The organism is Treponema porcinum (assembly GCF_900167145.1).
Lineage (GTDB): Bacteria > Spirochaetota > Spirochaetia > Treponematales > Treponemataceae > Treponema_D > Treponema_D porcinum.
Genome location: NZ_FUWG01000006.1, coordinates 68790 through 81473 on the forward strand (window position 1 = coordinate 68790; position 12684 = coordinate 81473).

13 protein-coding genes and 1 tRNA gene are annotated in these 12684 nt (G+C 38.2%); 5 read left to right on the plus strand and 9 right to left on the minus strand.

All coding sequences use genetic code 11. From position 1 onward, the window contains the following. Window positions 1-32: 32 nt before the first annotated feature. The 3 genes from B5D55_RS04795 to B5D55_RS04805 are packed head-to-tail and all read right to left on the minus strand — an operon-like array spanning window position 33 to window position 2595. On the minus strand, window positions 33-947 hold the full coding sequence (locus B5D55_RS04795) for a DUF6994 family protein (RefSeq protein WP_078932855.1): 915 nt from the start codon (window positions 945-947) through the stop codon (window positions 33-35). 16 nt (window positions 948-963) lie between these two features. Beyond that, on the minus strand, window positions 964-1980 hold the full coding sequence (locus B5D55_RS04800) for a helix-turn-helix transcriptional regulator (protein ID WP_159446157.1): 1017 nt from the start codon (window positions 1978-1980) through the stop codon (window positions 964-966). A gap of 60 nt (window positions 1981-2040) precedes the next feature. Next, window positions 2041-2595 (minus strand): hypothetical protein, encoded by a 555-nt coding sequence (locus B5D55_RS04805; protein WP_078932857.1) that lies wholly within the window; start codon window positions 2593-2595, stop codon window positions 2041-2043. A gap of 132 nt (window positions 2596-2727) precedes the next feature. Here B5D55_RS04805 and B5D55_RS04810 point away from each other — a divergent pair, with 132 nt between their 5' ends. Then, entirely contained in the window at window positions 2728-3636 is a 909-nt protein-coding gene (locus tag B5D55_RS04810; RefSeq protein WP_078932858.1) for a hypothetical protein, read from the plus strand. On the opposite strand, the gene B5D55_RS04815 is transcribed toward B5D55_RS04810, so the two are convergent. Next, window positions 3581-3940: a FliG C-terminal domain-containing protein gene (locus B5D55_RS04815; RefSeq protein ID WP_078932859.1), complete on the minus strand. Its 360-nt coding sequence runs from the start codon at window positions 3938-3940 to the stop codon at window positions 3581-3583. The genes B5D55_RS04810 and B5D55_RS04815 overlap by 56 nt on opposite strands. Before the next feature lie 36 nt (window positions 3941-3976). Between B5D55_RS04815 and B5D55_RS04820 the strand changes: the two genes are divergently transcribed. The 4 genes from B5D55_RS04820 to dnaE all read left to right on the plus strand — a co-directional run bounded on the left by B5D55_RS04820 (window position 3977) and on the right by dnaE (window position 8606). Next, window positions 3977-4516 (plus strand): FHIPEP family type III secretion protein, encoded by a 540-nt coding sequence (locus tag B5D55_RS04820; protein ID WP_268811097.1) that lies wholly within the window; start codon window positions 3977-3979, stop codon window positions 4514-4516. Between the two features lie 228 nt (window positions 4517-4744). Next, window positions 4745-5854, plus strand: a complete 1110-nt coding sequence (locus tag B5D55_RS04825; RefSeq protein WP_078932861.1) for an IS110 family RNA-guided transposase — start codon at window positions 4745-4747, stop codon at window positions 5852-5854. Window positions 5855-5956: 102 nt separating this feature from the next. Further along, window positions 5957-6223, plus strand: a complete 267-nt coding sequence (locus B5D55_RS04830; protein WP_159446158.1) for a PD-(D/E)XK nuclease family protein — start codon at window positions 5957-5959, stop codon at window positions 6221-6223. 64 nt (window positions 6224-6287) lie between these two features. After that, the gene (dnaE, locus tag B5D55_RS04835) at window positions 6288-8606 is read left to right on the plus strand and encodes a DNA polymerase III subunit alpha (RefSeq protein ID WP_078932863.1); all 2319 of its coding nucleotides are present in this window, start codon (window positions 6288-6290) and stop codon (window positions 8604-8606) included. Window positions 8607-8793: 187 nt separating this feature from the next. Here the strand turns inward: dnaE and B5D55_RS04840 are convergent, their stop codons facing one another. From B5D55_RS04840 to epsC, 5 genes are all read right to left on the minus strand, one after another. Further along, complete coding sequence (locus B5D55_RS04840; RefSeq protein ID WP_143593200.1) at window positions 8794-9081, minus strand: hypothetical protein; 288 nt, start codon at window positions 9079-9081, stop codon at window positions 8794-8796. 5 nt (window positions 9082-9086) lie between these two features. Next, complete coding sequence (locus tag B5D55_RS04845; protein WP_234975377.1) at window positions 9087-10196, minus strand: helix-turn-helix transcriptional regulator; 1110 nt, start codon at window positions 10194-10196, stop codon at window positions 9087-9089. Between the two features lie 274 nt (window positions 10197-10470). Further along, a complete protein-coding gene (locus tag B5D55_RS04850) occupies window positions 10471-11382 on the minus strand; it encodes a 1-phosphofructokinase family hexose kinase (protein WP_078932865.1) in 912 nt (303 codons plus the stop codon). Between the two features lie 279 nt (window positions 11383-11661). Next, a tRNA-Ala gene (locus B5D55_RS04855) sits at window positions 11662-11734 on the minus strand. A gap of 79 nt (window positions 11735-11813) precedes the next feature. Continuing rightward, on the minus strand, window positions 11814-12680 hold the full coding sequence (epsC, locus tag B5D55_RS04860; protein ID WP_078932866.1) for a serine O-acetyltransferase EpsC: 867 nt from the start codon (window positions 12678-12680) through the stop codon (window positions 11814-11816). Between the last annotated feature and the right edge of the window lie 4 nt (window positions 12681-12684).

Below are 12684 nucleotides of genomic sequence, written 5' to 3' on the forward strand. Positions count from 1 at the left end.
TGACTAAATAGCGCATTTTAATATTTTTTTTCCTATAATAATTTTTGTAAATGATTAACCAGTAATACAGAACGAGCTTCTATAAGTTTCTTTGCATTTGTTATATATTCAAGTGAAAAATTGACATAAGACTGCTGAATATCACAATTATTAAAAAGGTTTGGATACCAATGATAATAGTGTTCTTCTTCAAGCTCATATGTATTGTAATCTTGTAAATAAAAATCTTCAAAGAAATCTGCTATAGTTTTATCTTTTGTAAAATAAAAATTATTAGCTTTTATTAAATTATTTAAAGTTTTTAGTTTTTCAGAAGTCTTACCATCAAGACATTGTTTTAGTTGATTAAAGAAAATATCAGAATAATCGAGAATTATTTCATTCGTTCCTTTATATGAATTTATGCTTTTACGAAAACCAATAGTTTTAGAAGGTAAGAGCATAAAATTACCTAACCGCTGATAAACATGGAAAAAATCTTCTGCAAATGGATTGTCTATTTGAGAATCATCTTTAATCTTTTTCCATTCTTCCAAACTAAATAATGAACGTATTTTATTTTGTTTACCAAGTTTTTTTGCAAACAAAGTATTAAATGTATTTATAGTTTCGCCTTTAAAATTGCAATATTGTTCGGATTTCCAGGGATAACTTGGTATCCTAAAATTTTCGGTAATACCGATATCACAATATAATAAGAAATCAATAGCATATACTATTTTTGTACAATCTCCATCAGGATATGGTTTACCATTGCCATATTTTTCTTGATTTTTAATATTCCAAAATGAAAATTTAATAAGTTCATTTATGTCTTTGTTTGGAAGTTCTTCATTAATAAAGTCATTAATAAGACGTTTAGCATTATCTCTCATTTGTTCTTTATGATATTTCTCCATTATTGATACTACCTCTTTCATTATTTTTTCTTCGTAATCTTCTTTCATTCATAACCTTCAATTATTAATTTGAAAATTTAGCAAACATATTTATTACATTCTCTTTCCATTCCTCAACAAGCTGCGGCGGTTCGAGTGGAGTAATCCACTGACCTTGGCTCATTATCCAGTTTAGAACCGGATAATATTGGTTGCTTGAGAAAGTCATTATAACAGTGCCGTCTGGCTGCGTTTCAAACTTCTGGTCATCAGTCCATTTGTAGGTTTTGATATAATTTGCAGTAATATCTCTGTTGATTCTGATTTTGAAGTTATAAGTTTCGCTTCCGATATAACGGCCGAAATTACCTTTTGCTTTTTTAAGATACTCGCAATCTTTTGGTGGTTCAAAGGTTTCTTTTCTTACTTCGACATTACTGATTAATGGAAGATTGAAAAACTTTTCTTTCTTTTCTTTTGGGACATTTCCATACAATGACCACATCCCCTGATAATAAAGAAGCTGCCATGGCGCAATGGTATATTTTTGAGTCTGTTCGTTACCGTCATAAAAACTGTAATCAAAAGTAATATACTGATTTTTTGCCAAAGCTGTTTCTATGCTATCCCAGACTTCGTTGGAAATCTGTACAGGTTCCATACCGATAAATGAAATCTTTTTTGAAAGTTCTTTACCAAGAGAGATTTGAGTATCAGGTTCGATATTGTCAGAAAAATTAGCAAAAACTTCTATAGCTTGATTATATAAAGGTGTACCGTGAAGAGATTCTATAAGATTCTGCATTAAACGCGCTGCAATAATTTGTTTACTTGTTGTTAGATGTCCAGGAATCCGGAATGTTGGTCTTGTATAATAATAACCTTTATGAAAGCGATCATATTCTAGTAAAAACTCAGCTCCAAATTGCCAACGCAAGGCATCTAAATCTCGGTGAACTGTTGCTTCTGAAATCTTAAATTCTTTTCTAAAATCTTCAACATTAGGATAAGTGCAGCTTGCAATCATTTCATCATATCTTAAGATACGTTCAAATGTTGCAAAGCTCTCATGTTCTTTATTTAAGTTTGATTTTTTGCTCATGAGTAACCTCCTAAAGTTAAATATATTATAGCACACTCTCATAAAATGAGAGCCAAAAAATTATTTTAATATAAATCCTCTGGTGAGATACGAAGAATTATTAAATCCAATGATTTTTGTATTTAGTTTTTTGAGATAATCTTCAAAATCATTTATTCTAGCTTTAGAGACATAATCACAGAATGTTAATAAAACTTGTGGCGAGATTATAAAATTGAACTGAGATAATAATGATTCTGCTACAGATAATTCCATAAATGCCGGAATTGTTAGGATAGGATTGAAATTGAACTTATCTGAATTAAAAAAATCGTAGATATATTTTTGGTCATTTAGCGATGACCCGAAATCTATGAAATAAATAGTATTCGGCTCAAAAGAATATTCTTCTAGTTTTTCTTTTAATCTCGATACAAATGGAATTTTAATAATTTCACAGAATTTTTCGCAAATATAATTCTGTCCCAGCGTGCAGTAATTTGCAGAAATAAGGACTAATTTTTCTTCAGGATTGTTTTCCTTATATTTTTGATAGCATAGTTTAAACAAAGCATTTGTTTTTCCACTTCCATACTGGCCATAAATCATATAAATAGTTGGTTTTAGTGTTTTCATAGTTTTAGAATATTCTGTTTAACTCGCAAACAATGAGTGTTAAACTAAATTTTTTTTTATTTTTTTGACTCTCATTCTGTGCAAGCCAAACAATTTAATATTGAAGTAGAATTATTAAACGAAGGAGTTGTTATGAAAAAAACACTAACTTTACTGGCAGCGGTAATTCCGCTTTTCTTGTTTGGCTGCGCTTCAACACAAGTTGTTCCTGCAGATATTCAGTATAAGGAAATCAAGGGAGAAGATTATCTTGATGAATATTTGGATAAACTGATTGAACAATCAAAGACCTATAAAATTATTGATGTTTATATCTCAAAAATTGATGACATAAAACAACTGATAGAGAATCCAAAATCTGATTTTTATATGGAAATTGCAGAATCGCCTAACGGATTCAGAGGGCGTAGAGTTCTTGCAAATGAGTACGCAAAAAAAATGAATGAATTAGATCCTACCTGGGCTGAAAGACTCGAGTCTGTAAAAAATGATAAGAGATATAATGGACACTACACTGTATATCTTTATTTCAAAGAAGTTGGAAACTTTATGCTTGGTACAGAAACTATTGGCGTAATTTATGATATTGAAGGAATACCAACTTTAGAGAAAATTGCTGCAGATGACCTGGCAGAAAAAAAAGCCAAAGAAGAAAAGCAGCTGGCTGATGAGAAAGCCAAAGCTCAAGCTGATGCTGAAAATAATGCAAAAGGCAAAGCAATAGCTAAAGGTTATACTTATCATGGAATTGAAGAAGCAGAACAGAACTCTGTTTTATTTCAGGGTGGAGCATTAGAAAAAGGACATGCATATTATATTAAGGGATTTACACCTGCAAAATATTCTCCAGCTACGGTAGCTGTAATTATGACTTTATTTGGTGAATCTAATCCTGTACTTGTTTCATATAAAGACCAAAAGGTAAAAGCTGATGTTATGAACGCAAGTAGTTTATGGGGAGAATATTTACCGGTTACTGTTATTGTTACTGCTGATACTGTTTTACCAAACAGGGTTGTTGTACTTGGAATTGTAGAATAATATGACAGAATAAAAGAAGAGCGTCAGATGAAAAACTGACGCTCTTTTTTTGTTTGATTAAATCAGAAGGATTTAAACTATTGATTTTTAATTTTCTTTCCTTTTCAAGTTTTAATAATGTTTGGAGAATCTGTAATTTTGCTTCTTCAGTTTCTGCAAAAGTTATTGGACCCATATATTCCAAATCTTCTTTGAGCATGCTTGAAGTTCTTTTTGACATGTTACGGAAGATTTTATCTTGAACTTCTGTTGAAGCACCTTTTAAGGCCTTTGCAAGAATCTGCTGATCAGAATATTTCAGCATTATTTGAATAGCTCTGTCATTAATATTCTGTAAATCATCAAAAGAGCTACAACAAGAACATTTCTTTCACTTTCTGATTTCGAACAGCAATTAGAAATTATAAAAATTATTGGTTTCTGGATATGCAGAGAAAATTCCTTGTCCGGCTTTTTTTATACTCTTATGATGTCAGTAGTATTAATATTCTTCTGTAAACGATATATTTCAAGATATACCGAAATATCCGCCAGATATTGTCTTGATTCAATGAATTCAGAATTATTCGATATAGACCAAAAATTAATAAGAAAAGAAATAACAGAAGATGAAGCAAAAAATCAAAAACAACAAGTTGCAACAAAAATAAATTATTACAGCGCTTTAGATAGTTCTGCACAAGTTTTAGAAAAAACAATAACAGCTTTTATTTTACTTTTTATAGTTTTTACAGTTGGAGGAGTTTCCATAGGTATCGTAGAATTTCATCAACCTTTGCGGGAAGCAATGAATCAATATATTGTACTTTCTTCCGGCTATCTTGTAGTGTTTTTAATTCCATTATTCATTGTTTGTTTGAGTCTTAGAATAAAAAAATAATACAAGGAGGCATGATAAAAAAGTAAACGAACAAGCGGTATTGTGATACGCTGAAGTGATTCAGCGGAACCCAGGCGATAGTTCGTCATGTTTTGTAAGGACTCAGATCCTTGTCGAGGAGAATGAAGAGCTTTTGCCGCATCATACTATAGTCATTTAAGACTGAATGGGAGATTGGAACACTATACCGATTAGACTTTCCGCAGACGAATCAAAACTGAGGTCATCATGACATTTTTTATTGGAGTTGATTTGCACAAGACACAGTTTACTGTTCATGTGCGTACAGAAGAAAAAGTTGAGTCTTTGGATCAGATTAAACAGTATCCGACAACAGTAGCCGGCTACGCTGAGTTTCTTTCAAGAATTGAAACTTACAGAGCAACTGGTGCGGCTGTAAAAATCGGAGTTGAATCTACCGGAAATACAAGATTCTTCAAGAACCAGGTTGAGAAGGCAGGAGCAGAAGTAACTGTAATTAACACTCTCAAATTCAAGGTTATCAACGAATCAACCAAGAAAACTGACAAGCATGATGCTTCGACAATTTCAGAATTTCTTTCAAAGGATATGCTTCCTGAAAGTTATTTGTGTGGAAAAGAAACTGAGAATATCAGACGTCTGTTGAAATCACGGGAACGACTTGTTCGTTCAACAGTTGGTCAGAAAAACGAAATTCATGCATTGTTAGTGAGTTTAGGGCTTTCTGATGAGCTTAGAAGCCTACAAAGTAAAAAAGGGCGCCAGAAGATTCTGGACACCCTTGAGTCGAATAACGACTACGTGCTCGAGGCACAATCAGTAAAACTGATGTTTGAAATTATAGAGCGTATTGAAGAAAGCGTAAAGACGATTGAAAAACAGATCAGTGAACTGACAAAAGATGATGAAATGGTAAACCGCCTTATGACAATCCGAGGCTGTGGAAAAATCACAGCATGGACAATCAGGGCTTACACAGAAGACATATCAAGATTTGCAACTGCAAAGAAGTATGCGGCTTTCTGTGGACTTGTACCTTGGGTGCAGGATTCAAATGAGACCATTCATCATGGAAAGATAACGAAACGAGGACCTCAGGAATTGAGAACTTGTTTTGTGCAATTGGTGTTAGGAATTCGTCGCTGTAAAGACACTTCAGAATGGAGAATGATGCAGCGTTATGAATATATGAAAAAGAATAAAGGCAGCGGCAAATCAATTGTGGCTGCTGCCAGAAAAATGGCAGAAATCGTTTGGGCGATGCTCAGCGATAAACAGGATTTTAATGCAGACAGGATGAAAGGCGTTTACAAACCTATGATTCTTGCTGATGAAGCTCTCTCTGCCATAAATTAAGTAATTTAAGAAAGTCGACTTGTTCGTTGACTTTTTATGGGAGATTCTTATGGGATCTAAAGAAAATCAACCTACGGTACTGCTATAAAACAGTACCACGAGTTGCCGTTCAAACATCAGCTCTCAACTTGCCAAATAGTAACCGGAAGCATGGACTTAGTTTGGGAAACCGACAACGGATGTGTTGTTGTTGATTACAAAACATTCCCGGGCGAGAAAGAAGAATTAACAGACAAAAAAAGTGATTACTATGTCGGCAAGCACAAAGGTCAGTTAGAATGCTATGAGCAGGCTTTGGTTGCGACAGGCAAGGAGGTTATTGCTAAACTCCTTTATTATCCAGTAGTGGGTGTAATAGCGAAGTTGTAATTTTTTTTCCATACTATCATAATATGATAGTTCTCAGCTCTATAATGATATGTGAGGTGACAAAATGGATTTATATACTTTTGACAGCCCGGAAGGAATTCCAGAAAGCAAATATATTCCGCTGGATATAATGTCTGATTATTCAATAGGCGAGAGTATTGCTCGTATTCCAGAGCTTGTAAGAAAGGCAAAGTCGCTGAACATGAAGGCTCTTGCACTTACGGACAGAACTCTTTCCGGAGCAATAGAGTTTTACCTGCTTTGCAAGACGAATGATATTAAACCGATAATCGGACAGAAAATTGCGTTTGGAAATAATGAAGTGAATCTTCTTTGCAAGGATTTAGAAGCATACAAGATTCTTTGCAGACATTCACTTGAGTTACAGGACGCAAATGATTTTCCGATGGCTTTAAGTGAGCTTCGTATTACAAAAGAAGATTGTGAGCATTTTATTTGTATAACATCCTATTGCACTTCTGAATTAGTTACTTCTTTTGGAGATAATCTTTATAAACAGGTAGATTTTGCCGAGGTTAAAAATCATCCTGAAAAACTTGATAATCTCGATACATCACATGCAGTAATAACAAATCCTGTCCGCTATCTCGAAAAAGAGGATTACGAAGCTCTTGCAGCATTCAAGCTGAGTCTATCAGAAAATCCTAGTCCGATATATCCAGACAATTACTTTGCAGATGATTCGGAAATCATTCCGTTCCTCACCGAAAATAATCACCTTGAATTAGCAGAAAATACACAGCGAATCACAGAACAGATTCAATTCATCTTCCCGGAAAATTATTTTACAACACCGGAAGCTCATAACCGAATGCGAGAAAGCCTGCCGGATTTTGAAGACGCAGAAAATCAGTTGCGCGCTATTGCGGTGGAAGGCTTTAACCAGAAACTACATGAATTTGAGAATGAACAGGAAGCCCGCGACTGTCTGGCATATGAGCTGGAAGATATCTACAATCATCACTGGGAGAAGATTTTTCTGTTTCATCATGAAGTAACTTCCTGGTGCCGTCAGAATGGAATTGAAGTTGGACCTGGACGGGGTAGTGCGCCAGGTTCTTTTGTTTCGTATCTGCTTGGAATTACTAATGTGAATCCACTGAAACATGGTCTTATCTATGAACGTTTCTTGAATTCTGAAAGACTCTGTTATCCTGATTTTGATATAGATTACGATTATGAACGGTTGCCGGAAGTTGCGGAACATCTTAAGGAGAAGTATGGAGAAGATTGCGTTGTAAGAATTGCGACTTATGGTCGCTTAAAATGCTGGCAAACTCTTGAAATTGCAGCAAAGTATCTTAATTATTCTGCGGAAGAAATCCTTCCTATTAAAAAAATAATATTAGATTTCTGCTTACCTAGAGTGACTTTTTCAAGACTTTTGGACAGTAGCTCTTATCTTTATAAAGATGTAATTCCGCATTGGGACGGAGTTAAGCTTCAGGGCTTTTTACGCGACAAGAAGAATGAAAAACTTGTAAAAATTGCTCAAACCTTGGAGTTCGTAAAACATAATATTGGACTTTATGCAAGCGGATATATTGTTACTGGAGATTCGATATACACTTATATTCCAGTACTAAAAGACTCAAAAACCGGTTGGATTTATTCAGAATATACAATGAACATTCTGGAAGACGTTGGTCTCTATAAAAGTGATCTACTCGGATTGTGGGAGCTTACAAAACTCAAACACCTTACTGAGGCAATAAGTAAGAAAACAGGAACTCCTTTTAATTACAAGGAAATCTCTCTTGAAGATAAAGAAACCTTAGAGGCTTTTGCAAAAGGGAAGACAACTGATGTTTTTCAGTTTGAAGCACCTGGCATGAAAAAGTTCCTTAAAAAACTCGAACCAGACAGATTTTCAGACCTCGTTCTCATGAATGCGCTGTATCGCCCAGGTCCATTTGATTACATTCCTATAGCTATTGATAATAAAGCTGCCGGGAATTACAGAAATGATTTTCCTGGATGTGAATCAATCCTCGAAGAAACCTACGGGCTGCCCATTTATCAGGAACAGATAATCCAGATGGCTCAGATTCTTGCCGGCTATTCCCTTGCAGAAGGCGACATGCTTCGCCGTGCTATGGGTAAGAAAAAGCTTGAAGTTCTTATGGCAAAAAAAGCTGAGTTCATGGAACGGGCACCCGTAACAGAAATCGTATCAGAAAAACAGGCAGAAGAAATCTTTGATATCATGATTCCATTCGCCGGTTATGCTTTCAATAAATCTCATGCTGTTGCGTACACAATGATGGCTTACTGGGAAATGTACATGAAAGTTCACTTCCCAAAAGAGTACAGAAAAATCATCAAAAACTTCCGGGAAGAACTTGAAGAAGAAGATTTCTAAAAATAATGTCTGATAATAATCGGCTTTATGACCCAATATACAGTTACAGTGTAGAAGGTCATAATGCCTGCAAACAGAGCAAGATGCTTCCAGAAGTTCTGAATGAAGAGTTTTACCAGTTCATTCAATCGGGGAATTTCTTTGAGTGCTGAAAAGTAATTGGCTGCAATGTCGATTCCGGCATAAGTTAGAGTACAAGCGGATATTCATCAACAATAAACTTGCTTATTCCTTTGGCAAGGCTCCGGCTCTGAATTACGTTCTTGGAAATATAAAGAGACACTTTTCCATAATCTTTACAGTAAAGAATTGTACGGACAAGCCAGAAAAGGCTTCCTGCTCCGCCGACAATAAGAAGACGAACTTTTGAGCCGTGTGCAAAACGCAATAGAAAAGGAACTGGGAAAGATTTCTGTTGCGGAATTGATGAAGGAGATTTAGTGTTGCTTTTCCCCAAGGAACAGTCTTTCCCCAAACCTCCTATCTCTCCACCTTCCTTACCGGGCGAACGTATTTCCAAAAACGTTTTGTGTCGTGGTAAAAGTAGAAAATGCGGCCCGGCGTTGTGTCCAGCTCGTATCCGCTTTTTGACCAGTCAAAGTTTTTCATCGCCGCTTCGATTTTTGCTTCTACCGCCTGATTTTCCGTTTCAAAGTCGAACGGGCCGTGTTCAAAGACGATGTATTCGCCCTCGGCAATGTCGGACAAAATCATCTGTTCGGGAACAGTGCCGCTCCAGTCTGCCGGAAGCCGCACTCCGTAACATTCGGCAAGCGGAATTCCCCAGCTGCAAATCCGTCCTTCCGGGGCGTTCAAAAATGCCATAAGCTGACCGCTTCCGCTGTCGTTTTCCGTTCCGCCCTCGTCGTCGAGTTTTCCCTTAATGCTGTCCAGAATTCCGCAAATCGTCTGGCAGTCCTGACCGGGAATTTTCGACTGCTTTTCCCAGAAGTCAAAGTAGCCGATGCTCTCGTAATTCCTGACGTGAAGGAACTTGTGCGCCGGAATAGTTACAAAATAAGTCTTTACGTCGCCTGAATTCTGCGTGTTTTCCAACCCCTGCAACTCCTTCGAACCTTGTAAATCCTGCAAATCCTGTGAATGTGTTTTCGTCATAGTTTTTTCTCCTGTACTCAAAAGATAACAGTCGAAAGGGCGCAGCAGAGTCCGCAGAACCACGGGAACAGGATTTTTCCGATAGTCTTTCGGGCTTACCGAGTACGCTTCCTTGAACGCGCGCGTAAAAGCCTCGTGGGAAGAAAAACCGTACTCAAGCGCAATGTCCAGAATCGAACGCTTCGTGTCGCGGATTTCCTTCAGCGCAAACGCAAGCCTTCTGTAGCGCAGATAGTCGCGGAAAGCCATCCCTGAAATCTCCCTGAATTTCTTTGAAAAGTGAAATTCCGAATACCCGAGCGTTTCCGCCGCCTTGGAAAGAGAAAGAGCGTCGTCGTCCTTAGCCTTGATGCTTTCGTCAATTCGCGCAATCACAGCCTGAATCATCCTCTGCCATTCGTGAATGCCGCTGTTTTCCGCCGCGAGCGAAGCCGTCTTTTTTTTCGCAATTCCTGTCAGATTTTGCCGTTCCATTTCAACCATTGTAGCACAAGTATAAAACTGCCGCTCGCAAAATTCTTGATTTCAGTTGCTGTCGCAGGGGATTTTTTTTCCTTTCAGGGCGTGCCCCTCTTTCAGAGGGTCAGGCTATCCAGGGTTCCGCTTTCGCTCCATTGCTTTCGTTGTGCTCCGCTCCACTTCAGCAACGGCTTCGCCGCCCTTCCTATCCTTCACGCGACGCTGGAGCGTGAAGGTCGTGTGCGAGAGCACACAGTTAAATAGACAATAGTTCGAAAACTTTTCTATATTATATAGCTTTCACAGAGCCGGGCACTTCCGACTCTGCGTTGCGCGCGGCGCACCACGTTCCTTTTGCTAGTGACTCTGCAAGATTGTGCGAACGCAGGTATTCGTGCATAAAACCTGCGGAAAAAGAATCGCCGCACGCCGTCGTGTTTACTGCCCGTACTTCTTCCGCGTTAAATTCAACAAATGCTCCGTTTTCTGCGGCGAACGTTGATTTTTTGCCGCGCGTTACTACGATAATGCACCCCAAAGTCCGGCTTTTTTCCGCGACGGCATTTTTCAGCTGTTCTTCCGTTATAAAAAGGTCAAAACCAAATGTCGAACAGAATTCTTCCTCGTTGATTTTTATTACTGCCGGCGTACACAGGGCAAGCGTTTTCTGCAAATTTTCGCCGCAATAGTCCGCAAGAAGAAATTTTCTCCTGTCAGAAGCCATTTTTGCAATTACAGCCGGAAGTCCGTCTGAAAAATATTTAGGGCAGCTTCCTGCCATAAGAACTGCATCGCATTTTTCGATGTTCGTTTCTATTTCGGCAAGCATTTCTGCCTGTGCATCTGAAAAATCGTATTTATCTGCCGGTTCATCTGCAACAAGTTCCGTCGTCGTTCCCTGCGCCCTGTCTAAAAGCGTCCAGCATTCCCTTGTACTTCCCGGCGTTTCTACCGGAATTACCGCAATTTTGTCCTGTTCTGCAAGTTCCATAAAAAGAGCAGCGTTAGTTTTTCCAAGCGGACAGACGGCAGTTGCACATCCCGGTTCTAGCTGATTTAGTACGCGCGCAGAATTAACTGCCTTCCCGGATGCGTCCTGCCGGTACTGCCTGCACCGGTTTACTGAATTTATATGAAGATAGTCAAACGTAACTGTTCTTTGAATGGTCGGGCTTAGACAAATACACAAAATTGATGACATATTTTTATTATATCAGTTTCTATGAAAAGAAACAATAAAAAGAAACTATGTGTTTTCTGCCTGTAAAAAAAACAGGGGCTCCGAAAAGCAACGCTATCCAGAGCCCCTGCCGTCCAGTTTCCTGGACATCGGAGAGAGTTTATCAGCTTATTTACAAGCTGATATAAATATATAACGGATTAAAAAGATTGTCAATGGTTTTGATTTTTTTTTATAAAATTATCGCCGTGTGGATAAAAAAAGATAAAAAAAATGCTGCGCTAAGGCAGCATTTTAATTTGGAGATAATCGGATTCGAACCGACGACCCTTTGATTGCGAACCAAATGCTCTACCAACTGAGCTATATCCCCGAACGTGTGACTATAATACAATATATAAAAAAAAACTTCAATTTGAAATCGGCAGAAAAATGCAGGACGTAAAACTGCGCTATTTGTCCTGCGTAAGGACTGTTCCTGCCGGAATTGAGCGCGTTACCCAGGTGTTTCCGCCTATCGTACAGCCCCTGCCGATTACTGTTTCTCCGCCAAGAATTGTTGCTCCTGCGTAAATCGTAACGTCGTCTTCTATAGTAGGGTGTCTTTTTTTGTTCATCAGTTCCTTTTTTACGCTTAGTGCACCGAGCGTAACGCCCTGGTATATTTTTACGTTATCACCGATTATTGTAGTTTCGCCGATTACTACGCCTGTTCCGTGGTCAATGAAAAACGATTCGCCGATTTTTGCACCCGGATTGATGTCTATTCCTGTTTTTCCGTGTATGTGTTCGCTCATAATCCGCGGAATGACCGGAATGCCGCTTTCATACAGAAAATGTGCAATTCTGTACACGAGGATTGCTTCAAGTCCCGGATAGGAAAGGATGACTTCTTCGTGACTTTTTGCCGCCGGATCGCCCCTGTAGCCTGCTTCAACGTCAAGTGCAATTTTCCGCTTGATTTCCGGAAGTTCCTCAAGCAGTGCGATTGACGTTGCTTCTGCCAGTTTAAAGCAGTGGGAATCTTCTATATTATCTGCCGTGCCTTTCTGCTTGCAGACTGTGTATACAAGCGCTTTCTGGATTTCTTTCGTAAGTACGGCGATGACGTTGTTTACCCGCGTTCCTGTTACGTAGCGTATGTTTGCCGGCGTAATTTCTTCGTCCACCCTGAAGCCCGGAAAAATAAGGCACTGCAAGTCCTGAAGGACGGTGATGACGTTCTGTCTGTTTGGAAAATTCTCCGATTCGCTGCGGTTTATTCCGCCGTATCTGTCGTAGGAATCAAGAATTCCGTCTATGAGCATATCTATATTCATTTTG